21 protein-coding genes and 1 tRNA gene are annotated in these 22268 nt (G+C 65.0%); 7 read left to right on the forward strand and 15 right to left on the reverse strand.

Going from position 1 to position 22268, the window contains the following annotated elements:
* Positions 1-29 precede the first annotated feature (29 nt).
* Both pip and trmB read right to left on the reverse strand, forming a co-directional pair.
* Positions 30-977, reverse strand: a complete 948-nt coding sequence (pip, locus tag AC6I6N_RS09430; RefSeq protein WP_094195549.1) for a prolyl aminopeptidase — start codon at positions 975-977, stop codon at positions 30-32.
* On the reverse strand, positions 974-1741 hold the full coding sequence (gene trmB / locus AC6I6N_RS09435; RefSeq protein ID WP_108728157.1) for a tRNA (guanosine(46)-N7)-methyltransferase TrmB: 768 nt from the start codon (positions 1739-1741) through the stop codon (positions 974-976). The genes pip and trmB overlap by 4 nt, the downstream gene beginning before the upstream one ends.
* A 202-nt stretch (positions 1742-1943) precedes the next feature.
* Between trmB and AC6I6N_RS09440 the strand changes: the two genes are divergently transcribed.
* Positions 1944-2017, forward strand: a tRNA-Gly gene (locus tag AC6I6N_RS09440).
* Between the two features lie 238 nt (positions 2018-2255).
* Positions 2256-4181: a tyrosine-type recombinase/integrase gene (locus AC6I6N_RS09445; RefSeq protein ID WP_124086457.1), complete on the forward strand. Its 1926-nt coding sequence runs from the start codon at positions 2256-2258 to the stop codon at positions 4179-4181.
* A gap of 27 nt (positions 4182-4208) precedes the next feature.
* On the opposite strand, the gene AC6I6N_RS09450 is transcribed toward AC6I6N_RS09445, so the two are convergent.
* A complete protein-coding gene (locus tag AC6I6N_RS09450) occupies positions 4209-4877 on the reverse strand; it encodes a LysR family substrate-binding domain-containing protein (protein WP_497943457.1) in 669 nt (222 codons plus the stop codon).
* 59 nt (positions 4878-4936) lie between these two features.
* Between AC6I6N_RS09450 and AC6I6N_RS09455 the strand changes: the two genes are divergently transcribed.
* Positions 4937-5236 (forward strand): helix-turn-helix domain-containing protein, encoded by a 300-nt coding sequence (locus tag AC6I6N_RS09455; RefSeq protein ID WP_029578094.1) that lies wholly within the window; start codon positions 4937-4939, stop codon positions 5234-5236.
* A 66-nt stretch (positions 5237-5302) separates the two neighbouring features.
* On the opposite strand, the gene glyA is transcribed toward AC6I6N_RS09455, so the two are convergent.
* The 3 genes from glyA to AC6I6N_RS09470 form a co-directional block, all read right to left on the reverse strand.
* Positions 5303-6574, reverse strand: a complete 1272-nt coding sequence (gene glyA, locus AC6I6N_RS09460) for a serine hydroxymethyltransferase (protein WP_279870844.1) — start codon at positions 6572-6574, stop codon at positions 5303-5305.
* A 42-nt stretch (positions 6575-6616) separates the two neighbouring features.
* Positions 6617-7849, reverse strand: coding sequence for an aspartate aminotransferase family protein (locus AC6I6N_RS09465; protein ID WP_029578096.1), 1233 nt, complete (start codon positions 7847-7849; stop codon positions 6617-6619).
* 65 nt (positions 7850-7914) lie between these two features.
* Complete coding sequence (locus AC6I6N_RS09470) at positions 7915-9156, reverse strand: benzoate/H(+) symporter BenE family transporter (RefSeq protein WP_279870843.1); 1242 nt, start codon at positions 9154-9156, stop codon at positions 7915-7917.
* Between the two features lie 102 nt (positions 9157-9258).
* Between AC6I6N_RS09470 and pdxR the strand changes: the two genes are divergently transcribed.
* Positions 9259-10782 (forward strand): MocR-like pyridoxine biosynthesis transcription factor PdxR, encoded by a 1524-nt coding sequence (pdxR, locus tag AC6I6N_RS09475; RefSeq protein ID WP_124086451.1) that lies wholly within the window; start codon positions 9259-9261, stop codon positions 10780-10782.
* Here the strand turns inward: pdxR and mobH are convergent.
* A complete protein-coding gene (gene mobH, locus AC6I6N_RS09480; RefSeq protein WP_320524239.1) occupies positions 10774-12603 on the reverse strand; it encodes a MobH family relaxase in 1830 nt (609 codons plus the stop codon). The two genes, pdxR and mobH, sit on opposite strands and share 9 nt — an antisense overlap.
* Positions 12604-12934: 331 nt before the next feature.
* Between mobH and AC6I6N_RS09485 the strand changes: the two genes are divergently transcribed.
* Genes AC6I6N_RS09485 through AC6I6N_RS09495 form a run of 3 tightly spaced genes read left to right on the forward strand, consistent with a single transcriptional unit; the run spans position 12935 to position 13994 of the window.
* Positions 12935-13153: an AbrB/MazE/SpoVT family DNA-binding domain-containing protein gene (locus AC6I6N_RS09485; RefSeq protein WP_021205410.1), complete on the forward strand. Its 219-nt coding sequence runs from the start codon at positions 12935-12937 to the stop codon at positions 13151-13153.
* Positions 13153-13566: a putative toxin-antitoxin system toxin component, PIN family gene (locus AC6I6N_RS09490; protein ID WP_020649368.1), complete on the forward strand. Its 414-nt coding sequence runs from the start codon at positions 13153-13155 to the stop codon at positions 13564-13566. Before AC6I6N_RS09485 ends, AC6I6N_RS09490 begins: the two co-directional genes overlap by 1 nt.
* Before the next feature lie 56 nt (positions 13567-13622).
* Positions 13623-13994, forward strand: a complete 372-nt coding sequence (locus AC6I6N_RS09495) for a DUF3742 family protein (RefSeq protein ID WP_024889561.1) — start codon at positions 13623-13625, stop codon at positions 13992-13994.
* A gap of 14 nt (positions 13995-14008) precedes the next feature.
* Here the strand turns inward: AC6I6N_RS09495 and AC6I6N_RS09500 are convergent, their stop codons facing one another.
* The 8 genes from AC6I6N_RS09500 to AC6I6N_RS09535 all read right to left on the reverse strand — a co-directional run bounded on the left by AC6I6N_RS09500 (position 14009) and on the right by AC6I6N_RS09535 (position 22112).
* Positions 14009-15532 (reverse strand): conjugal transfer protein TraG N-terminal domain-containing protein, encoded by a 1524-nt coding sequence (locus tag AC6I6N_RS09500; protein WP_134552030.1) that lies wholly within the window; start codon positions 15530-15532, stop codon positions 14009-14011.
* 13 nt (positions 15533-15545) lie between these two features.
* Positions 15546-15896 carry a hypothetical protein gene (locus tag AC6I6N_RS09505; RefSeq protein ID WP_497943458.1) on the reverse strand — a complete coding sequence of 117 codons (351 nt, stop codon included), beginning with the start codon at positions 15894-15896 and terminating at the stop codon, positions 15546-15548.
* A complete protein-coding gene (locus AC6I6N_RS09510) occupies positions 15893-17290 on the reverse strand; it encodes an integrating conjugative element protein (RefSeq protein ID WP_497943459.1) in 1398 nt (465 codons plus the stop codon). The genes AC6I6N_RS09505 and AC6I6N_RS09510 overlap by 4 nt, the downstream gene beginning before the upstream one ends.
* Before the next feature lie 11 nt (positions 17291-17301).
* Positions 17302-18252, reverse strand: a complete 951-nt coding sequence (locus AC6I6N_RS09515) for a TIGR03756 family integrating conjugative element protein (RefSeq protein ID WP_497943460.1) — start codon at positions 18250-18252, stop codon at positions 17302-17304.
* The gene (locus AC6I6N_RS09520) at positions 18249-18686 is read right to left on the reverse strand and encodes a TIGR03757 family integrating conjugative element protein (RefSeq protein WP_497943555.1); all 438 of its coding nucleotides are present in this window, start codon (positions 18684-18686) and stop codon (positions 18249-18251) included. The genes AC6I6N_RS09515 and AC6I6N_RS09520 overlap by 4 nt, the downstream gene beginning before the upstream one ends.
* Positions 18687-18889: 203 nt before the next feature.
* Positions 18890-19468, reverse strand: a complete 579-nt coding sequence (locus tag AC6I6N_RS09525; RefSeq protein ID WP_497943461.1) for an AAA family ATPase — start codon at positions 19466-19468, stop codon at positions 18890-18892.
* 11 nt (positions 19469-19479) lie between these two features.
* The gene (locus AC6I6N_RS09530) at positions 19480-20691 is read right to left on the reverse strand and encodes an MFS transporter (protein ID WP_497943462.1); all 1212 of its coding nucleotides are present in this window, start codon (positions 20689-20691) and stop codon (positions 19480-19482) included.
* A 44-nt stretch (positions 20692-20735) separates the two neighbouring features.
* Positions 20736-22112, reverse strand: coding sequence for a CoA transferase (locus AC6I6N_RS09535; RefSeq protein WP_497943463.1), 1377 nt, complete (start codon positions 22110-22112; stop codon positions 20736-20738).
* Between the last annotated feature and the right edge of the window lie 156 nt (positions 22113-22268).

Raw genomic sequence — 22268 nt, forward strand, 5'->3', positions numbered from 1 at the left:
TATGGTCCGGATAGTGCCGGACGAGTGATTCAGATGGCAAATTTCTGGGTGGCGGCCAGCAGCCGAGCCAGAATGCCGGGTTCGTCGTAGGCGTGGCCTGCGTCTGCAACCATGTGAAACTCTGCTTGTGGCCAGGCGCGATGCAGTTGCCAGGCTGTATGCGCTGGAGTGCACACATCATAGCGTCCCTGCACAATCACGCCTGGAATGCCATGCAAGCGGTGGGCGTTTTTAAGTAACTGATCCGGCTCCAAAAAGCCCTGATTCATGAAGTAGTGGTTTTCAATACGCGCAAAGGCCAGGGCGGCTTTATCACTGGATTTGGCATCCAGGTGATGCTGGCTGGGCAAGAGCGTGATCGTATTGCTTTCCCACTGCGACCAGGCATGTGCGGCGCGTAGCTGTACAGCGGGGTCATCGCCCGTCAAACGCTTGTGATAGGCGGTAATCAGGTCACCATGCTCTTCTTTGGGGATGGGGGCCAAATATTGTTCCCAGATGTCCGGGAACAAGCGCGAGGCACCTTCCTGATAAAACCAGCGTAACTCTTCAGGGCGGGCCATGAAGATACCGCGCACAATCAATTCACTGACGTGTTCGGGGTGGGTCTGGGCATAGGCCAGCGCCAGGGTCGAACCCCAGGAGCCGCCAAAGACCAGCATCTTGTCGGCTTTGAGCTTTTCCTGGCGCAGCCGCTCCATGTCCTGAACCAGATGCCAGGTGGTGTTGTTCTCCAGGCTGGCATGAGGGTAGGAACGCCCGCAACCGCGCTGATCAAACAGCAGCACATTATATTTTTGCGGGTCGAACAAGCGGCGGTGATCGGTAGAACATCCTGATCCCGGCCCACCATGCAAGAAAATAGCCGGTTTACCTGCCGGGTTGCCGCAGCATTCCCAGTAGATATGATGCCCATCCTCGGTGTGCAAGGTGCCTTGGGCGTAAGGCTCTATAGGCGGGAACAGGGTAGCGCTCATTGTTCTTTCTTGGGCCAGTTCAGTTCAGGGGTCGGGGTGTCATTGCGGGTGAAGATCAGATCCCACACGCCATGACCCAGACGCAGCCCACGGTTTTCAAACTTGGTCAGTGGGCGGAAGTCAGGGCGGGGTGCATAGCCTTCGTTCGTGTTGCTAAGCATAGGCTCGGCCGACAGCACTTCCAGCATTTGTTCGGCGTAATTTTCCCAGTCCGTTGCGCAATGAATGTAGCCGCCGGGTTTTAGACGGCTGGTCAGCAACTGGATAAAGGGCGATTGCACCAGACGACGCTTGTGATGGCGCTTCTTGGGCCAAGGGTCCGGGAAGTAAATATGAATGCCAGCCAGGGAGGCAGGGGCGATCATGTCACGCACGACTTCAACGGCATCGTGTTGAATGATGCGGATATTGCTGATCTGGTTGTCATCAATACGCTTGAGCAAGGCGCCGACACCGGCGTTAAACACTTCCACACCTAGGAAGTTGTCGTTGGGGCGGGCCTGAGCAATTTTCTGGGTGGTTTCACCCATGCCAAAACCGATTTCCAAAATCAGGGGATGGTCGTTGCCAAACACGGTTTCCGGTTTCAGAATGCTGTCGCGGTAGCTGATCGACCACAGAGGCAAGAGGCGCGCCAAGGCTTGTTCCTGGCTGGGCGTAATGTGCGCGCGCCGATGAACAAAGCTACGGATATGGGTCTCGCCGGAGTTGCTGTTCGCGACATTGGGCGAGAGCAGGGATGGTTTTTCGTTGCTGGTGGTCATGGTTGGGGCGCGGGCATCAGGAATGGCTCGCGTATTAGCTAAAAGCGGGAAAGCTCTATTGTAGTGAGTCTTGCCGCTGAATTCATGGGGAAGTGCGTGAAAAAGATAGGGTGGGGGCAACGCATGAGCCGGAGATCGCGCTATAATTTTCGCTTCCCCATTCGCGGGATCGTCTGCTTTTGACGCAGACTTCTCCATCAGGGCGGGTGTAGTTTAATGGTAAAACTGATGCTTCCCAAGCATCCGTCGTGGGTTCGATTCCCATCACCCGCTCCACTTCAACTTTCCATGGTGTTCCAAGGAAGTCCATGGAGTGCTGCAAGTCATTGTCACGGTTCGGTTTTTCCAGAAAAGCCGTTCCAGTGATGTCCAGCGAAATCCACTGACGGCCGGCCCAAACTGGTACAAAAAGTGGCCCAAACAATGCGCGAACTTCCCCCGCCGCATTGTTGCTGGAGGAGCCGGGACCCGATGGGAAACATGGCACTCAACTCGCTTTCATGGAGTTGGGATCATGCTTTCAGACCTCATGGCCCGGCAGGCCAAGTCCACCGGCAAGCCATACGCACTGGCCGACTTCGACGGCCTCTATCTCTACGTTTCCGCCATCGGCACCAAGGCTTGGCACTTCCGCTATTCGTGGTTTGGAAAGCGTGAGCGCATCACCCTAGGCAACTATCCGGCGCTTTCCCTGAAGGACGCCCGTGCGCTTCGCGATGAAGCCCGCTCGCTGCTCGCCAAGGGCATCAATCCCCACAGCGAACGCAAGCGCAAGCGGCACGCGATCGTCCTGGCCGGCGAGCACACTTTCATGGCCGTCTACGAGCAATGGCTGGCCCATCGCCGGCTCTCGCTGGAGGAAGGACGGCAGACCAGCCTGGAACAGATCGGCCGCGTCTTCAAGAAAGATGTGTTCCCCTCGCTGCGGCACCTGACCATCTACGAGATCACCCGCGCACACCTGCTGGACATCATCGGCAAGGTGGAAAAGCGCGGCTCGCTGTCGGTGGCCGAGAAGCTGAGGACCTGGTTCACCCAGTTGTTCACCTACGCCACGGTGGCGATTCCCAACATGGGCGATAACCCGTCCAGAGACCTGGAAGTGGTCGCGCTGCCGTTGCCGCCGGTCGAACACAACCCGTTCCTGCGCATGCACGAGCTACCGGTCATGCTGCAGACACTGCGCAAGTACCGCGGGCGCCTGAACACGCAGTTGGGCATCCGGCTGCTGATGCTCACTGGTGTGCGCACCGGCGAGCTTCGCTTCGCCACGCCCGATCAGTTCGACCTCGACCGGGGCCTGTGGGTCATCCCGGTGGCCAGGCTCAAGCAGCGCAAGCTGCTGACCAAGAAGAAGCGCAAGCGTCTCATCGACATCCCGCCCTACATCGTGCCGCTGTCGGTGCAGGCGCAGGAGATCGTTCGCCACCTGTTGGACCAATGCAAGCCTGCCCAGGTCCATCTCATCCCAGGCGACTGGTGCCTGAAGAACCCGATCAGCGAGAACACGCTCAACGCCGCGCTCAAGCGCATGGGCTACGAGGACCAGCTCACGGGGCATGGCATCCGGGCGACGATCTCGACGGCGCTGAACGAACTCGGCTACCCGAAGAAATGGGTGGACGCCCAGCTATCGCATGCCGATCCAGACAAGATCAGCGCGACCTACAACCATGCCGAATACGTCGAGCAACGCCGCGTCATGATGCAGGACTGGGCCGATCGCCTGGATCTGTTCGAGCAGAACCAGGTCGAGGTTGCCAGCCGGCATCTGACCATCACGCTTCAGGGCCTGCCGACCATTGCCGGCCAGGCGACCGTGCAGCCGCCGGTGGTCGACCTCACCGCGCCGCAGCTGATCGTGACCGCGCCGACGTCCAACCAACCCGAAGCGCCGGCATCGGTGCAGCGGCTGTCGGCCGTGCGCATGCCCGAGTACGCGCGACCGCGCCTGTCGGAGGCGCAGCGCGAACGCCTGCAGGTGCTGGAGACCTTCGAGGCGCCACACAACCTCTCGGTGGCGGACTACGCCAAGCTCGCGGGCAAGTCGCGCCGCTGGATCACCTACGAGATCCAGGCCGGCAACCTGCTGTCGATCCACATGGGGCATCGCGGGCAGCGCGTGCCAGACTGGCAGCTCGATCCGCTCAAGCGCAGGCTGGTCCAGTCCGTCCTGAAGCAACTGCCACGGGGCATCGACACCTGGGACATCTACCACGCACTCCTGCGCTCGTACGAGGCTCTCGGGACACGGCCGGCCGTCGAAGCTGTCAACCCAACGAACCTGCACCTTGCCGCGCGGCTGGTGGCCGCACAGTGCATGCAGGCGAGCGAACCAGTCGTGACGACCGAGTTCCCTGAGCAGGTCCGGCAAAGCGTGCAGCGGCTGGTGCGCGAAGCCGTAGCTGCCGATGCCGCCGAAGTGACGCCCGGAGACTGATCGAGCCAGGGTCGCGCCGAAGTTCGGTCAGGCGCTTGCCTGGAGCGCTTGGAAGAACGGCTCCAGGCGGGTGCTGTCCGTATCTCGACGGCTCAGGAAGTACGTGGTGAGCATCAGTGCTCCCTCTTGCAAGGGACGCTGGACAACGCCAAGGGCACGATGGCCCTCGATGCGGGCGGCGGGTGCCAGGCAGACACCGTAGCCGGCGGCCACCAAGGTCATCATCAACCCGAACGATGTGGCCGTCGTGACGGCCGAGGGGACGACGCCGGCCACCGTCAGCAGTGAGTCGATTTGCCCACAGTAGCCGACACAGTCGCGCCCATCCAGGGCGATCCAAGGGTGGTCGGCCGCTTGCTCCAGGGACACTGACGCGAAGGCCAGCAAGGGGTGATGAGCCGACACGGCCAATGCCAGCGCGTCGCGCCAGACGGGTCGGACTTCGATGCCTTCAGGTGCTGCGGGCGATTGGCAGAGGCCTGCCTCGAAAGCCCCCGCGAGCAGTCCTCGATGCTGATCCTCCAGGCGCTGTTCGTGAAGACGAATCGGGTTGTCCGGATGACGCCTACGATGTTCTGCCATCGGTACCGACAACCGTGGATAGGCCAGGCAGTCCGACAGGGCAATGTTCAAAGGATCGGAAGCGATCATCGTGTCACCTGCACAACGCCGACACTGGAAAAAACCGCGTGCCATCGGTCAATGAGATAAGTTTAACGTGGTTTAAATTCGCTTGACACGTAACGCTTCTGTTGATGCAGAAGCGATCGGTGCAACGCGGGAGACCTGCGGGAACAAGAACCTATGAAAGCGAGCCAGCGCGCGCTTTCGGCGTTGCCGTGCGCGAGGCCCGGTCCGCGCAGGGGCTGGCGCAGGAGGTGCTCGCGGAACAGGCGGGCATCGCCCGGTCGCACATGGGCAAGATCGAGCGCGGCGAGCACATGCCCACGCTGGTGTTGATCCTGCGGATCGCGAAGGGGCTGGGTTGCTCGGCCGCGGCACTGATGGCTGCGACCGAGGCGCAACTGTCCGAAAAACAGGAAGACGCTGTCTAGGTCGGCGTTGCGTCTCTCACCTACAACGAGGTAGTACGCAGGCGCCGCATTGCCGTCAGTGATTACCTATCGATAGACGGGATGGCGACGGCACAGATCCGCCACCTGCTGTCTTACTCGATCCCGCACGGCAATTAATCCAACACCACCGGTTTCCAATGCATCCAGCACGTCGCACAACCAGCCGGCCAGTTCCTCGCACTCGGCCACGCCGAAGCCGCGCGTGGTCACGGCGGGCGTGCCGATGCGCACGCCAGAGGTCACAAACGGCGAACGCGGGTCGCCCGGCACGCTGTTCTTGTTGGTGGTGATCCAGGCATCGGCCAGCGCCGCGTCCGCATCCTTACCGGTGTAGGGCCTGGCGGACAGGTCGATCAGCATCAGGTGATTGTCGGTACCGCCCGAAACGATTTTGTGGCCGCGCTGCTGGATCACGGCGGCCATGGCGCGAGCGTTCGCCACCACCTGGCGCTGGTAGGCCTTGAATGCAGGTTGCAGCGCCTCCTTGAACGCCACCGCCTTGGCGGCGACAACATGCATCAGCGGCCCGCCCTGGACGCCGGGGAATACGGCGGAGTCGAGCTTTCTGTAAAGGCCCTCGTCCTGCCCTTTCGAGAGAATGATACCGCCACGCGGGCCGCGCAGGGTCTTATGGGTGGTGCTGGTGACCACGTGAGCGTGGGGCAACGGGTCAGGATACTCGCCTGTCGCCACCAGGCCGGCGACATGGGCCATGTCCACCCAGAAGATGGCACCCGCCCTGTCGGCGATGGCGCGCATGCGTGCCCAGTCCTTGTGCCGCGAATAGGCGGAGAAGCCGCCGATCAGCAGTTTCGGCCGTGCCTGCATCGCGATGCGCTCCATCTCGTCGTAGTCAATCAGCCCGGTTAGGGGGTCGAGTCCATAAGGCACGATCTTGTAATGGCGGCCGGAGAAGTTGGATGGGTTACCGTGGGTCAGGTGGCCACCCTGAGCCAAGTTCATGCCCATCACGGTATCACCGGGGTTGGCCAGCGCCAGAAACACGGCTGCGTTGGCCTGGGCGCCGGCATGGGGCTGGACGTTGGCCCAATCACAGTCGAATAGCACCTTGAGCCGCTCGATGGCTAAGCGTTCGGCCACGTCCACATGCTCGCAGCCGCTGTAGTAGCGCTTGCCTGGGTAACCCTCGGCGTACTTGTTGGTGAACACCGAATTCTGGATGGCCATCACCAAAGGGCTCGCGTAGTTCTCGGAGGCGATCAGTTCGACATGATCCTCCTGACGGCGCGCTTCGTGGTGGACTGCCAGGGCAAGTTCCGGGTCGAAATCGGCGAGGGCAACAGAAGTGTCATACATGGTGTGCGTCCTGGTCGGGCGGATAGCGGTTGGGGTTGGACGTCATACGGTGATGTCCATCGGCTGAGCCGGAACAGACCAAACCTCGCAATCAACCAGGTCCGATGAAAGCAGGCGCGCTACACGCACCACGATGTCGTCAATCTGACGCTCGTCGCAAACGAATGGTGGCAATAGCCTGATCACGGTGTCTCGGGTCACGGTGATGAGCAGGCGCTGCTCAGCCAGCGCGCGCCCAACTAGTTCCTTGCAGGGCCGGTCCAGTTCGATACCCACCATCAGTCCCAGGCCGCGAATGGCGAGGACGTGCGGGTGACCTGCCAGCGCCTTGCGCAGGCCCACCAGCAAGCGAGCGCCCAGCACCATGGCGCGCTCGGGCATCCTGTCACGGGCCATGATGTCGAGGACGGTGCAGGCCACCCGGCAAGCCAGCGGATTGCCGCCGAAGGTCGAGCCGTGCTGGCCCGGCGAGAACAGGTCTGCCGCAATACCGCGCGCCAGGCACGCGCCGATGGGAAAGCCATTGCCCAGCGCTTTCGCCAGGGTCACCACATCCGGTGAGATGCCCGCGTGCGCGTATCCGAACCACGCGCCGGTGCGCCCCATGCCGGCCTGGATCTCGTCGAGCATCAGCAACCAGTCCCTCTGGTCGCACAAAGCGCGCAGTTCGCGCAAGTATTCGGCACTGGCCACCCGAATGCCACCCTCGCCCTGTACAGATTCGATCAACACCGCCACGATGTCCGGGGATTGTTCTGCCGCCTGGCGTACCGCGCTGATATCACCGTAGGGAGCACGCAGAAAGCCAGGCAGCAACGGCCCGAAACCCTGCTGGTTGGCCGCGTTGTCTGTGGCGGCGAGCGTGGCCAGCGTGCGGCCATGGAAGGCGTTGCCCATGACTAGGATCTGCGGTCGTGCCACCTGCCTGCGATGGGCATGCAGCCTGGCCAACTTGAGGGCGGTTTCGTTGGCTTCCGCACCCGAGTTGCAGAAGAAGGCGCTTTCCATCCCGGTCAGCGCACACAGGCGTTCCCCCAACTGCTCCTGCCAGTCGATGCGGAACACGTTGGAAGTGTGCAGCAGCGCCCCGGCCTGTTCGGCGATGACGGCCGCGATTTCCGGGTGGGCATGACCCAGGCTGGTAACCGCGACACCGGCAATGGCATCTAGGTACTCCACACCCTGATCGTCCCAGAGCCGCGCGCCGTTACCGCGCACGAAAGAGACAGGTTGGCGGGCGTAGGCGCGCATCAGGTGAGGGGCGGTCGTCTGCATGGGAGATTCCTCGAATTCGGCACGGTTGGCGTAACCGTCAGTCCGTGTGTTGAAAGCCTCGGTCATCACTTCACCCTCTCGTTTGCAGGCGTAGGCGTAATGACCGATGTACGTACCCGCAGCAGCACCTGCCCGTTGAGCACAGCATGCGCCGCCAGCCCTAGCACCAACCCCCAGAACGCCCCGCCAATGCCCAGCAGGGTGATGTTGGCGGCGGCCGCCAGAAACGTGATCAGTGAGGCTTCCCGGGTCCTGGCATCGGACATGGCGGTGGCTAGGCTGCCGCCGATCGTCCCCAGCAGGGCCAGGCCCGCCAGCGTGGTGATGAAGGTCGCCGGGAAGGCCATGAAGACCGCGGCCAACGTCACCCCGAACACGCCGATCAGAACGTAGAACACCCCAGCGGCCATCCCCGCGATCCAACGCCTGGACGGGTCTTCGTGTGCCTCCCGGCCCGTGCAGATGGCGGCGGTGATCGCCGCGATGTTGAAGGCGTGCGAACCGAACGGCGCCATCAGCAGCGAACCCAGGCCCGTGATGGTCACGATGGGGTTGGCGCTGGTCTTGAAGCCGTCATTGCGCAATACCAGCATGCCCGGCATGTACTGCCCGGTCAGGGTAATGAGGAACAGCGGCAACGCCACGCTCAACAAGGCGTTGAGCGAGAACGCGGGCATGGTGAACACCGGCGCGGCCAGTTTCAGGCTCAGTCCCGACAGATCGACGCGGCCCTGCGCCAGCAGGAATACCAATCCCAGCACCAGGATGCCCACCACCGCATAGCGCGCGGAAAAGCGCTTGAACACCAGATAGGCGGCGATCAGCAGTCCCGCCAGCAGCGGATCGACGCTCAAGCCGCCGAAGGCGCCAGTGCCGAATTGCAGCAGGATGCCGGCCAGCAGCCCGGCAGCCACGCCTGGCGGTATCAAACGGATAACGCGCTCGAACCAACCCGACAGGCCCAGCAGCACAAAGGCGGCAGCCGAGATCAGGTATGCCCCGACGGCCTCGGCATAAGGTGTGGTTGCCAGTGCTGTGACCAGAAACGCCGCTGCCGGCGTGGACCAGGCGGTGATGATCGGTTCGCGGGATACCCAGCTCAAAATGATGCCTGTCACGCCCACGCCAATGGAAATCGACCACACCCACGAGGCCGTCAGCTCCGGGCTCAGGCCCGCGACCTTGGCTGCCTGGAACACCAGGATGAAAGTGCCGCCATAGTTGACGATGACCGAAATCAGTCCGGCCACGACGGGATGGGTGAGATCGTTCCAACGAACGGGCGAAGCTGAAGGATCCGACGGCATGATCTGAATTGGGCTCCTGGCATGGGGATGAAATGACCATGAGACGATAGACTTGTAATGGCATGATGTTCCCTACCAATTTCCAGATGAAGTACCTACCAATTGTTCAAGCATGCCCAACTTGAATCCGTCAAAGCCTGGCTCGGCGACCCCGCGCACGGCGCCTTGCCCCTGCATGCACGGGTACAGCGGGCCATTCGCCAGTTGATCCTGGATGGCGCGCTCGATGTAGGCCGCCCCCTGCCCGCGTCGCGCGCGTTGGCGAAGTCGCTGGGGGTGTCCCGCGACACGGTGGAGTCGGCCTATGGCCAGTTGCACGCCGAAGGTTTCATTGAGCGGCGGGTCGGCAGTGGCAGCTTCGTGTCCGAGCAGGCCCGGTGGCTGCCCGGGCGCGGCAGACCACGGCGCACGAGCGTGGATCGCAAGGCACCCCTGCGCCTGAGCCGGCGCGGCGATGCCATGCTCCAGGGCGGCGGCGTGCGCGACTTCCTGATGTCGCGCCCCTTCGCGCCCGGCGTGCCGGAGACGCGCAGCTTTCCGCTGCCAACCTGGGAGCGCTTGCAGCGGCAGGTGTTGAAGGAGTACGGCACCCTGGCGCTGCTGCACAGCCCACCGCAGGGCATGGAGCCGTTGCGACGCGCCATTGCCGCCTACGTCAACCTCGAACGAGGCGCGCAGGCCACACCCGAGCGCGTGCTGGTGCTGACCAGTTCCCAACAGGCCATGACCCTGTGCGCCACCGTGCTGCTCGATGCTGGCGAGCGCATCTTCATCGAAGACCCCGTGTACCACGGGGCGCGCAAGGCATTTGACGCCGCCGGGTTGGATTGCGTGCCCGTGCCGATGGATGACCAAGGCATGCAGATAGCGCACCTGCTGGCAAAGGCGCAGACCCCTTGCAATGCCGCCCGGGCGGTGTTCCTGACGCCCTCGCACCAGTTCCCAACCGGGGCTACGCTGGCGTTGGACCGGCGCCTGGCCGTCATCGAATGGGCCCGCCAGCACCAGGCTTGGATCATCGAGGATGACTACGACAGCGAATTCCACTACGAAGGCAAGCCCACCGCATGCGTACAGGGGCTCGACCCCCACGGCCGCACGATCTACATCGGCACCTTCACCAAGTCGCTGTTCCCCGGCCTGCGCATCGGCTACATGGTGCTGCCGGAGGCTCTGGTGTCGCCCATGACCGTGGCCCGCACCCTGCTGGATGGGCACAGCGCACCGATCCCGCAGCTCACCCTGGCTCGCTTCATCGAGGGTGGGCATTTCGGAGCCCATGTGCGAACCATGCGGGCCGTCTATGCGGAACGCCGCGATGTGCTGGCGCAGCTGGTGCGCCAGCACCTGGCCGACTTCGTGGAGCCCAGGGTGCCCGCTGGCGGGATGCAGATGCCTTGCGTGTTCATCCGCGACATTCCCGAGCGCGAGGCGGTGGAATCGGCACGGCGGGTCGGCATCGACCTGCTGGGGCTGACCGCGCTGCATGCATCGCGCCGCCATGCATCGGGCAGGGATGGGGCCGGTTTCCTCATGGGATTTGCTGCCCATGCACCCCATGAACTGGAGATCGCTGTCAAGAAGCTGGCAAGCGTGCTGCGTGCGCTGTGTCGCCGATCACCATGAGGCGCGCTGGCGCCTTTCGTGCTGCCAGCTCCGCGTCAGGGACAGGTAGGGGTTGTCCGGCGGGACTTCCGCGAACAATGTCGAAGGCGTCGCCAACAGATAGCCGTGCAACCGCCGCGACTTGCGCGGCCCGGTGACTTCGCAGGTCCAGATGTTCAGGCCGCTGTCCTGTTTGCGGTGCAGTCCCAGCTTCTCGAAGCGCTTCTGCACCCATTGCCAGTCGTGCAGATTGTCCTGCCGGGCCAGCACCTGGATCTCCGGATGTTCCTGCACGTAGCGCTGGAAAACGCCGGGGCTGACCAGGTACGCCGTGCCAACGACGGTATGCACCAGTGCGTTCGCATCGTTGATGATGAGCTTGCGCGATTCGATGCCTTGCTTGAGCCAGGCAATGAAGTCTTCCCCGGACGGCGTGGCCTTGGTGGGAGCCGGCATGGTGGCAGGACTGGTCGGCGCCAAATGACTCACTGCCGCAGTTGCGGCGGCGGATGGTGATGGCGGTTCCGCGCTGGCGGACGATGCACTGGTGGTGGTTGCGTCGGACGCATCAAGCATCGACAGCAGATCGGAGACCGGGTCCGCGATCCCGGCCGGGGAATCCGCCACCCCAGGGGACGGTGAGGTGGCCGGGATGCCGGCGGAGGCCGGCGCTGCCTCATCGCCAGGGAGGGCCTCTTCCGTCGTGACCGTGCCGGCGAACGGTGCGGGACGCTCGCCGGACTCCCAGATCAAGGCCGGCGACAGGCGCAGGAAGGTAAAGCTGTGCGACCAGCCGGTGCCGCTCGTGACGGTGGCCCGCCAGATCGCCTTCCCATCCGGGGCGGGCTGCACGATCCCATGGTCCTGGAGCACCGTGAAGACGGCGGTGTTGTTCGATGGAATGCCTTCGATGCCCTGCGACAGGAGGTGCGCGCGCAGCTTGTCGCTGACCGTCTTGCTGACGAGCCAGAGTGCCTCCGGGGTCAGCCATCCATCCGACGGGCCGCCGGGCTGGTTCAGCTTGAATTCCTCGCGCAGCAGGTAGCGCAGGCCATCCAGCAGCTTGCGCTGCAACGCATGCTTCGGCGCCGCCATCGCCCTGGCCGGATCACCGCCGAGCGCCAGGGCCACCGATGCCTGGTCAGCCTTGACGACCAGCTCTCCAAGCGTGCCGGCATGCTCGTACTGGCCCGCCAGCACGTACAGCAGCGCCGACCACAGGTCCTGGTAGTCGCTCAGCCAGTCGAGGATGCCGGCATCGAGCACACGGGTGTAGAGCAGTCCCGTGGCGGCGCCATGCAGCCGGTACTCGCGATCCGTCCGGTAACGAAAGCGGTACGGCTGCCGCAGCGGCCCGTGCCAGGGGTGCCAGACCAGGCCATCGGCCTGCTCGACGTGCAGGTCGACCGCGATCTTGCCAATGTCGTGCAGCAACGCGGCGTAGGCGGTCCCGGCGGTCCAGGCCTCGGCTTGCGCGGCCTGGGCCTCGGGCGAGGCGCCGGCCGGAAGCAAGTGGGACTGCCTCAGTTTGAGCGCGTAGGCCACGATCTCCAGGCCGTGGTCCAGCATGCCGCCCGGCCATGCATGGTGATACGCCTCCGAGGCCGGGAACTGCTGGACCAGCTCGGCGTAGCGCTCCAGCGGCGCGAGGTACAGCGAGCGGAACTGCCGACGCGACAGCGAGGTGCGCTGCCAGATGTGTTCCAGCAGCCGCTGCCGGCGCGGCTCCGCCAGCAGCGCTGCGGCCGACTGCGGTGGCGTCAGCCCTTTGGCAGGCTCGGCAGGAGGTGGCGCGGCGGCGGTGGCCAGCGGCACCCGTTTGCGCTGGAACAGCGAAAGCATGGCGACATCCTGGTGATGGGCTGGCCGGAGGAGCCTTTTGGCCTTTTCGGGTAGGGCCTTTCCCCTTGAGGCCATTCCCTTGCTCCATCCCCAGCCCTTTGGCCTTCGACAAGCCCTTTGATATAGGGGCAGTCGGCTTCGTGTGCCGCAATCAATGCGGAGCCGGTGCGCTCCAGGATCGAGCGGAACAGGCACTGTGTTTTCACCAGATCAGTCCGTTTCAACCGGCGCTGAAAGCGCAGCAGGCCCTGAAACCCCTGCGCCCGAAGGCATGCTTGTCGAGAATGAAGTAAGGAAGTAAGATTTCCTTTGAAACTTATGGAGGCCTCCCATGCTTGCCAAGCTCACATCGAAAAATCAGATCACGCTGCCCAAGGCGGCCGTGTCCGGCGTGGATGCGGCGGAGTACTTCGACGTCACCGTCGAGGGCGGTCGGATCGTCCTGACCCCCGTGCGCGTCCAGAAGGCACAGGCTGTGCGCGAGAAGCTGGAGCAACTCGGGATCACCGAGCAGGACGTTGAGGATGCCGTGGCCTGGGCACGGCAGTGATGCGCAGGGTCGTCCTCGACACCAACATCGTGCTGTCGGCGCTGATCTTCAGTGCCGGACGCCTGGCCTGGATACGCCACGCCTGGCAGCACCAGCAGTTGCAGCCGCTGGTCTGCCGGGAGACGGCCAGTGAACTCCTGCGCGTCCTGGCCTATCCCAAGTTCAAGCTGTCGACCTCGGAACAGCAGGAGTTGCTGGCGGACTTTCTGCCCTACGCCGATGTGGTGGAACTGCCTGCGCCATGGCCAGACCTGCCGGTCTGCCGCGACAAGAAGGACCAGGTGTTCCTGGTGCTCGCGCATGTCGGCAAGGCGGATGCGTTGATCACGGGGGATGCGGACATTCTCGCCATGCGAGAGGACTTTCCCGGCTTGATCATGACCGCCGAAGCATTCGCGGCGCGGCAGGCATGAAGGAAACCGGCACGGCCTTGCCCAACGACCGTGGAACGACCATGAGGTAGCCAACCATGAAGCACACCGCACGCATGACCACCGCAGCGCGACTCGGCCGCTGGCTGGGCGGTGTATGGGGCGGTTGCCTGCGCGCGGAGCGTCGGGTGCATCAATGGCTGATGGCGCAAGGACTGCCGGCGGGCGGTGCAGCGGTGCTGATCTGGGGGGTCAAGCTGGCGACCCTCGGCGTGTTGCTGTATGTCTCGGTCTGGGCGGCGCTGTTGCTGGTCGCTCTCGCTGTGGCAGCCAGGATGGCGGAGCAAGCGCCGCAAGGTGACGATGATTTCCTCGGACGCAAGGCCGAAGAGCTGGATCATCGCGAAAGCCTTGCCTACGACCCCATCAACTACAGCGATGACCCAGATCCACGATTCGAAGACGATTGAACCGGCGGTTGGAGCTATTTCTGCTTGGCCGCACCGATCATCAAGCCGCCGCCCCTGCCACCGGCTTGTCCGGCATCCCGCGTGCCAGTACTCAATCCTTGAAGCACGTTGCCTGCACGGATACCAGCCCAGGCCAATGCCGCCACCCAGAACGTGGGCAAGATCAAAAACATCGTGGCCATCACGAAGTTCAGCAGCATGTCTCCGAAGGTGTTGTTGAGGCCCACCAGCGGATCGAAGTTCGTGTGCGGCCGGTTCCAGCCCCATCCCCGGCCGTAGAGCGCATCGAGGATCGTCGAGTCGATCCAGCGGGCGAGCTGAAACCAGAAGTCGGTGAAGAACAGCGCGAACTGCACCACGCTCACCGTGACCACGGTCTTGAGGTCATAGGTGCCGATCAGCAGCACCAGCGGGATGCAGATGACCAGCGCCATCTTGAGCAGAGACAGCACCATCGGCAGCGCCTGCCGCACCACGTCCATCGCCGGGAAATAGCCCAGTGATCCGACGGTCAGCCCCACGTCGCTGGCGGCGCGGGTGACGATGTTGGGCAGCGTCATGTCGATCTGGCCACCGTAGTCCGTGTAGACCGCACCCCGGTTGAGCTTCTGCTGGCGAGGGCTTGCGACGGCGCGGATCACCGAGTCGTTGACCTCGGACTGGCTCAGGAAGCCCGCCCAGCCGGCCAGTCGCGTCAGCAGGCTGGGATCGACCTGGGCCAGCAGTCGTGCCCGCAGGCCGTGGCCGCCGTCGGACCACCACTGCCGGCAGGTCGGGTAGCCGCCCCCGCCGGGCACCTGGGTCAGGCCCGCGTCGCGCGTGGCGTCGAACGGCCAGGCATCGCGCGGAGTCCTGGAGCGGTAGCTGTCGTAGAAGCCGGCGGTGCCGACGAAGTAGCTGGAGCCGATCCAGGTGACGTCGTGCATCTGCTCCTCGCTCAGGCTGGGCCGGGTCATGAACAGCTTGGCGCGGGCGGGGCCGTAGCAGTCGCGGGTGAAGTCGCTGACCTCCTGGGCCAGCACCGGATCGTCGATGCGGGTCGCGTCGATATCCATGCGGATCTGCCGCAGGTCGGTGCCGCAGGGAATGGCCGCGACCGAAGCACCGGTGATCGCGCGCGAGATCGCGTGCATGGCGAACCACCACACCGGCACCTTGGCCGACTGGTTGTTGATCGTGCTGAACGATTGCGACCAGCCGGTATCGGTCGGCTCCGGGACGCTTACCTGGCATTGCGTCGAGCGCGAATGGTCGTAGCGGATGGTGTTGAGATCGACGTCGATGAAGGGAATGCCCGCGAACATGATCACCACGATGGCGACGAAGACGCGGTTCTCGATGCGAGCCGAGGACAGCACGCCCTTGTTGCCTTCATCCGCGCCTTCCGCGCGGGCCTTCAACCATTCCTGGATGACGATCGCCAGGAACGGGACGGCGAACACGCCGCTGGCGACCAGCACCGACCAGATGCCGTTGTGGACCACCCAGGACACCAGCGTCAGGTAGTACTCCAGGTAGTCGGTGGTGTACAGCGTCATGGCGAACCTCGCGCTACCGTGCCTGCATCAGCAGGCTGGCTTCCAGCACGATCACGGCGACGATGGCCGCAACCTCCGCGCGCAGCAGCCGGTGCCCGGCAGCGCGCTCCGGTTCCCGCGCGCGCAGGCGACGTCGCATCCAGAGCCAACCCCAGGCTGTGGCGGCGTACAGCAATAGCCGCCAGGCCAGGAAGGCCCCGGATTGCGCCGCCATCCAGCGCTGCCAGCCCTCGATGCCGCCCGCAATGCGGATGCCGACCACATTGACGGCGGTCGCGGCGATCAGCAGCGACACCGCCCACACCAGCACCAGGATGGCACGCCGGCTGGACAGCCAGCGCAGGCACCGCCCCACGGTATTCATGGATGGCTTCCGCCGGACGGCGGCCGCTGCAGTTCATCGACCCGATTGCGTACCGGGTCACCCTCGTAGATGCCACGCGCACCGGCGGCGCGGGTGCTGTGGCGCTGGATGATCGCCATCGGCGAGTTGCTGGCCAGTTCGCGGCGCAGTTCCAGCTCTGCCTTCAGGTTGTGAATCTCGCGATCGAGGATGTCGCTTTCGTGGGTGACGGCCTTCTGGGCCAGTTCGTTGGCGGCCACGTTGGGCTCCTTGCGCCCGGTCAGCAGCGTGCGTTGCAGCAGCAGCGCCTTCTCCAGCACGCTGGCCAGCGCAACCTCCGAGGCCAGGCGCCGAGCCAGGATGTCCTGGTCCGTCTCGTCGCGCAGCGCCTCGATCACGCCACGGGTGATGGGCAGCGACGCGCTGCTCGCAGCCAGCAGGTTCTGCGCCGTGGTCGGACGGCTGCCGGCGACCAGCTCCTGCAGGGCCTGCAGCTTGTCCTCGTATTCCTCCTGGATCAGCGGGGTCAGGCCAACGCCCGGCGTGGTGACGGTCTTGGTGCATGCATCGCAGGTGCGCTGCTCCTGCTCGCCCAGCACGCGAATGGCCCAGGCTGCGGCGGCATCGGGCGAACTCCAGGTCTGGCATGCCAAGTTGCCGCTGCAACTGGCTTGCGGAATCGAACTGGCATCGCCGACGCCACGGCCATTGAGCAGGTTGTAGCCGGCGCGGGTCACGTCGCCGACCACACGCACCGGACGTTGGCCCGCGCCGCCAGCGTTGTCTCCGCCGACCCACGGCACGCCATTGTTGCCACGGTTCGCCTCGGCGTCGTCGATCGCCGAGACCGCATCGGTGCTCGCGACCGCCTGCTTCAGCGCCATGCCTTCGGCGAGCTGGTCCCAGCCGAGCTGCCCACCCGCCATGTCGGCCATGCGATTGGCGATGGCACGGCAGGTCAGCTTGCTGCGATCGAAATCCAGCCTGGCTTGCAGCACCCCATTGGTCAACAGGTTGTACAGCCCTGGATCGGCGCGCTGGATGATCAAGGCGGGCAGCGACGCCACGGCAGCGGTGGCGTTCTGGATCACCGAGGACATGATGGCCTGGAAGCCATTGGTGATGCCGTTCAACTGGTTCTGCAGCGTGGTGGTGATGCTCATGTCGCCACAGATCAGGTTGCTGTTCCAGCCGACGCCAACGCCGATGGAGTGCATGTTGGCCGCACCGCTCATGGACACCGCGCGGCCGCCCCCAATGCTGTAGAGCACGTCGTCGCCGATCACGCTGCCTTGATGCTGGACGCCGTACTCGTTGACGCTGGTCTGCGCCCCGGCGCTGGAGTAGCTCAGCGCTGCGACAACGGCCAATGCGACGTACAGAAATCGACAGGCGCTCGGAAATGAATTCGTCATGGCATCGGGTCTCACAGGAAATCGACGCTGCCGAGGAACACCTGGCCGCGGCGCTGGCAGCAGCTATAAGGACGCCACAATGCCCAGGCGTAGTCGCCTCGCCGGGCCTGCACCTTGGCATTGCCGTGGGGGAATGCCGCGCAACTGCTGGACAGCGTGGGGGTCAGCTCCTGCCACTTGCCCGTGGCGGCATCGGTTTCCATCAGGGCGCCGGCCGGCCAGTAGCCATCGCGCGAACTGGCGAGCAGCGGTTGGTAGACGTGGATCTGGTTGCGGCGCGTCACGATGTCACCCGCGCGCTGGGCGACCACGGCTGCGGCCTTGTGGTCATCCACCTGGTGCAGGAAGCCGCCGCGCGGATAGACGTTGCCCCAGAGATTCATTGCCGTGCGCGTGCCGATCTCGCGCCGACCGGGAATCAGTGCTTCCGGATACAGCGCCTCGGGGATGTTGTAGCGCCATGCCAGCGTGTCGAGCGTGCTCAGCAGATAGGGCATGAAGGCTGTGCCGGCGCCCTCGCAGGTGTAGCCGGACGCGCTGGCGAACTGGCTGAACACATGGCCACCGGGATGGCCGATGACGTCGGCGTTCTTGAACTTCGCCAGGTTGTTCTCGTGATCCTCGTTGGTGGTGCCGTCGCCGCCGGCCTTCGCGGTCGGGTTCGGCAGGCTCATCGCCCGCACCTCGATCCAAGGGTTCTCGCCGGTGTTCGAGTAGCTCGACACCACGGCATCCGGGATGTAGTGGCGCACCTTGACCGAGGTGCGCACGGTGCATCCCGTCCAGGTGCAATAGAGCCAGTAGCAGATGCCGGTGACGCGGTACTCCAGGCAATCCGGCGACAGGGTGGAGGCTACGATGGTGGCGGTGTTCAGTGCAAAGGACGATGCGGAACACCCCAGCAAAAGCGATGCGATGGCCAACCGCTGGCGCCGGGATGGCGCGAACGGACGCCTCGTCATGGCTGCGTCCTCCGGTATTGGTCGATGCGGGCAACCGCACGGGCCACGTCCGTCTCGCCATAGAGCACGTATCGGCGATCCACCACGATGGCCGGAACCTTGGCGACGCCAAGGCTCCAGGCGTCGGCAATGCCCTGGTAGGCGGTGCCGATCCTTCGCTGCAGGTCTGTACCGCCCAGCTTCAGGCGTTGCTGGACGATGGCGCTGGCGCGCTCAGGATCGGTGGGCAGGTTGTCGGCCAGCTCCGCTTCGAGCACCGCGGCCGCGTCCAGGATGAGGTGTCGGTCAGCCTGGCCATGGACCGGATGATGCGAGTCGGTAACGACCCATACTTCCGCCGCGGCGGCGCGGGTGGCCAATGCCAGGATGGCAATGCCCGAAGCAAACCATGCTGAGCGAGCGCGAGCGGCATGAGGAACAGCGCAAGAGTCCATGAGACAACACCGGAAGGAAGCCAATCCGGTGACAGTCGAACCGAAATCCGGCTTCGACACGACAAACAATCCGGAGACCGCGCCGCCCCGTTTTCGCCATCCCTGTCATCGCGTGTCACCCCAAACGGTGCCTGCGAGTGCGCCTGCGACAAGGACGTGTTCGGATCGACAGCCAGGGCGGCCGCCGCACGTTCGTCTCGCCTTCAGCAGCGATGAATCGCCTGGAGAACGAAGTCGGCCCGCTCGGCCACACTGGCGCGCGGAAGCAACCTGACTTCGTAGCCGAGTGCCCGGTAGGTTGCATCCAGGTGGGCGTACTCCGCCTCCGCCTCGGGAAAGCCGTGCCGCCGCGCCTCGTCGGCGCCATAGATGTCCGGCCAGGGCGGTGCGAGGAACACGAGCCGCCCATAAGGGCGGGATTCGCCCAGGCTTTGCGCCAACGGTACGCCGCAGAGTCGTTGAAGCGCTGCAGCGGCGTCGATCAGCCCTCGGTCGAAGAAAACCGGACCAGCGTCCCGTGCCGCGCCTTCGAGATCCATGGCGGCGACGCTCAGCGCCTCGCGCAGAAAGGCCGCCATGTCGGTCCATGGCAGTGCGTTGCCGCCCTGTCGAATCTGCTCGGCGATGATCCTCCGCCCGGGTTCGGCGACGGTCGCATGACCACGCCGCCGCAGTTCCCCGAGCAGGATCGACTTGCCGCCGCCGGAGCACCCCGATATGACCACCTGAGGTGGCATCGGCGTCATGTCAGGGTTTGCTTCGACCAGCAGACGGTTTGTCAATTCACTTCTCATCATTGGTTTAGCCGAAGAGACAGGCCCCACGCAATGGTGGTGCTGAGCATGCCAAAGGCGCAGACCCCGGCCCATCCATGGGCAGTGAAGGCCCACCCGCATGCAGCAGCGCCGAAGGCCCCGCCAAGCAGCATCGTGCCCATGAACACGGTGTTCAGCCGGCTGCGTGCACCCGCATCCAATGCATAGACCATGGTCTGGTTCGCCACCTGGGCCGACTGCACGGCCACGTCGAGCAAGAAGATGCCGAGGACGAGTGCGGGGATCGATGAGCCCCCCAGGTACAGCACGGCAAATGCCATGGCGGTGCCCACTGCGCCGGCACGAACGACTGCGCCGTGTCCGCGCCGGTCGGCAAAACGGCCAGCCGCCGGTGCAGCCAACGCGCCGCACACGCCAACCAGCGCGAACAGGCCTGCGGATACCGCGCCGAGCTGCAGCGGCGGCCGCTCCAGCCAGAGCGCGAACGTTGCCCAGAAGCCGATCATGCTGGCAAACAGCAGGAACTGGACGGCCACAGCCTGGCGCAAGGAAGCGTGCTTGCGCACCAAATGCCACATCGACAGCAGCAATCGTCCATAGCCGAGATCGGAGGACGGTGGTACCACCTGCAGCGTCCATGCCAGCCGAAAGCCCAGTACCAGCATCAGTGCCGCAGAAAAACCGAAGACGGACCGCCAGCCCCAAAGCTCGGTCATCCAGCCGCTCACCACACGGGCCAGCAGGATGCCGATCAGGATGCCGCCCGTCACCACGCCGAGCACCTGCCCCTTGCGGTGGGAGGGCGCCAGGTGGATGGCCAAGGGAACCAGTTGCTGCGCCACGGTGGCGCACAAGCCCACGGCGAGGCTCGCCAGTGCCAATTGAACGAAGCCGGAGGACGCGGCTGCCAGCACCAAGGAGAGCACCAGCGCCGCCAGCGTTCGCAGGATGAGCGACTTGCGCTCCAGGCGGTCACCCAGTGGTGCCAGGAACAGCACGCCCAGGGCATTGCCCGCCTGGGTGAGCACGGGCAGCCAGGTCACGGTCCCCGCAGAGAGCGCGAACTCCCGGCTCAATTCGCCGAGAAGCGGCTGGTTGTAGTAGCTGTTGGCCACGGATGCGCCCGCCGCCAGGGCAATGGTCCACAGCAGATGGGAGGGCAAGGCTGACGTGGCAGGCATCGGTGCGGCACTCAATGCATCGCCGGGGTGACCTGGGATATCGCTCATTCAAGGTGTCCGGCCGTATCAACTCTCGGCTTGCGGACAAGTTCTCACCAGTTCGGGCGATCCGTTCCCGGCGGCACTGACGGTCGCGCATAGCCGGCCGGTGTTCGCGCCAGTTGCGCGCTGGGGCGCACGGCGCGCAGCAGGCCGAAGCCGGAGACTTCGTCGGCGAGCCAAGGGCTGAGGTCCGGCCTGCCGGCCCGCAGGCCCTCTTCGATGCGCCCCAGACCGCGCAGCCAGTGCCCGGTCTGCGCCAGCGACACCTGCACGTGCCAGCTTCCCCCTTCGCGCGACTGTCGCCACAGCGCGGCGGCGGCGCCGAAAGCCATCAGGAAGCCGCTGGCCTGGTCGAGGATCTGCATCGGCAGCGCGCGCGGCTTGCCGTCGCCCGCCGCCTCGCCCTCGGCGTGGTTGAAACCCATCGCCGTCTGCACCAACGAATCGAAACCGCGCCGACCGGCCCAGGGCCCTTGCGTGCCGTAGGCGGTCAGCGACACGGCGACGATGCCGGGCCGGCGCGCGGCCAGGGCCTCGGGCGAGAAGCCGAGCGCGGCCAGGCCGCCGGGCCGGTACCCCTGCGAGAACACGTGGGCGTCTTCCAGGAGCTGCCACAATGCTTCGCGTCCGGCCTCGCTGCGCAGGTCGATGTGCGCCGAGCGCTTGCCGCGGCTGGTTTCGGCAATGGCGGCGATGTTGGGCAGGTTTGGTGAATTGACCAGCATCACGTCCGCGCCGGACGACGCCATCGCCCGCCCACCGACGGGGCCGGCCAGGATGCGCGTGAGGTCGAGCACGCGCAGGCCGGCGAGCGGCCGCTCATCAGCGGCCAGGGGCGGCAGTGCGCGCGGTGGCGCATCGGCGATTCGGGTGATGGTCATCAGGGGTTGCGAGGCCACCGCCTGCCCCTGGGGCGTGGCATCCCACTCGGCGAAGCTGCGCAGCGCCGTGGCCACCAGCGCGTGGTCGGCCGCGGCCTGCTCGAAGTCCAGCGCCTTCCAACCCCGCAGGGCCTGCTCGGCGTCGGCGCGTGTGGCGGTTTCCGGGTCCAGGCCCAGCAGGCGCAGCGCGCCATCGCGGTGGTGCGGGAAGTTGGTGTGGACACGCACGTGACCATCGGCGCAGCGGTACAGGCCGGCGAACGGGTCCCACAGCTCGGGCTCCTGGCCGTCGAGCGTGAACCAGCCGGTGCATTCGGCGGCGGCGTGGGCCATGTCCACCGCGACACGCTGGCGCGGAACACCCCGCTCATGGCCCAGTTCGCAGGCGGCGAGCGCAGCCGCGGCAATGCTGGTCTGCGCGGCGGTGCCGACGGCGAAGGACGAGGGGAACACCGGGTCGCTGCCCGTCAGCGCGATTCCGGCCAGCGCCTGCGGCGGCAGCCCGCCCAGCGACCAGAGCGCGGTCAGTGCATCAAGTGAATTCATCGAATGGACTCCTCACAGAAAGTTCGCCAACTGAATCGACACGGCGCCTCGTTGGTCGAGCCGGGTTGGCAGATCCAGGCGGGTGGCAGGGTCGGTGCCACGTTGTCCGCAAACGCAGCAGAGCGCGGAAAGCAGCATCGCCCGCCATCGGCGATG

The sequence above is a fragment of the Alcaligenes sp. LTN-3 genome (assembly GCF_059735605.1).

Coding starts and splice junctions, on each gene's coding strand:
- pip (WP_094195549.1), bottom strand. CDS start 977: ATGAGCGCTACCCTGTTCCCGCCTATAGAGCCTTACGCCCAAGGCACC.
- trmB (WP_108728157.1), bottom strand. CDS start 1,741: ATGACCACCAGCAACGAAAAACCATCCCTGCTCTCGCCCAATGTCGCG.
- AC6I6N_RS09445 (WP_124086457.1), top strand. CDS start 2,256: ATGCTTTCAGACCTCATGGCCCGGCAGGCCAAGTCCACCGGCAAGCCA.
- AC6I6N_RS09450 (WP_497943457.1), bottom strand. CDS start 4,877: ATGGCACGCGGTTTTTTCCAGTGTCGGCGTTGTGCAGGTGACACGATG.
- AC6I6N_RS09455 (WP_029578094.1), top strand. CDS start 4,937: ATGCAGAAGCGATCGGTGCAACGCGGGAGACCTGCGGGAACAAGAACC.
- glyA (WP_279870844.1), bottom strand. CDS start 6,574: ATGTATGACACTTCTGTTGCCCTCGCCGATTTCGACCCGGAACTTGCC.
- AC6I6N_RS09465 (WP_029578096.1), bottom strand. CDS start 7,849: ATGCAGACGACCGCCCCTCACCTGATGCGCGCCTACGCCCGCCAACCT.
- AC6I6N_RS09470 (WP_279870843.1), bottom strand. CDS start 9,156: ATGCCGTCGGATCCTTCAGCTTCGCCCGTTCGTTGGAACGATCTCACC.
- mobH (WP_320524239.1), bottom strand. CDS start 12,603: ATGCTTTCGCTGTTCCAGCGCAAACGGGTGCCGCTGGCCACCGCCGCC.
- AC6I6N_RS09485 (WP_021205410.1), top strand. CDS start 12,935: ATGCTTGCCAAGCTCACATCGAAAAATCAGATCACGCTGCCCAAGGCG.
- AC6I6N_RS09490 (WP_020649368.1), top strand. CDS start 13,153: ATGCGCAGGGTCGTCCTCGACACCAACATCGTGCTGTCGGCGCTGATC.
- AC6I6N_RS09495 (WP_024889561.1), top strand. CDS start 13,623: ATGAAGCACACCGCACGCATGACCACCGCAGCGCGACTCGGCCGCTGG.
- AC6I6N_RS09500 (WP_134552030.1), bottom strand. CDS start 15,532: ATGACGCTGTACACCACCGACTACCTGGAGTACTACCTGACGCTGGTG.
- AC6I6N_RS09505 (WP_497943458.1), bottom strand. CDS start 15,896: ATGAATACCGTGGGGCGGTGCCTGCGCTGGCTGTCCAGCCGGCGTGCC.
- AC6I6N_RS09510 (WP_497943459.1), bottom strand. CDS start 17,290: ATGACGAATTCATTTCCGAGCGCCTGTCGATTTCTGTACGTCGCATTG.
- AC6I6N_RS09515 (WP_497943460.1), bottom strand. CDS start 18,252: ATGACGAGGCGTCCGTTCGCGCCATCCCGGCGCCAGCGGTTGGCCATC.
- AC6I6N_RS09520 (WP_497943555.1), bottom strand. CDS start 18,686: ATGGACTCTTGCGCTGTTCCTCATGCCGCTCGCGCTCGCTCAGCATGG.
- AC6I6N_RS09530 (WP_497943462.1), bottom strand. CDS start 20,691: ATGAGCGATATCCCAGGTCACCCCGGCGATGCATTGAGTGCCGCACCG.
- AC6I6N_RS09535 (WP_497943463.1), bottom strand. CDS start 22,112: ATGAATTCACTTGATGCACTGACCGCGCTCTGGTCGCTGGGCGGGCTG.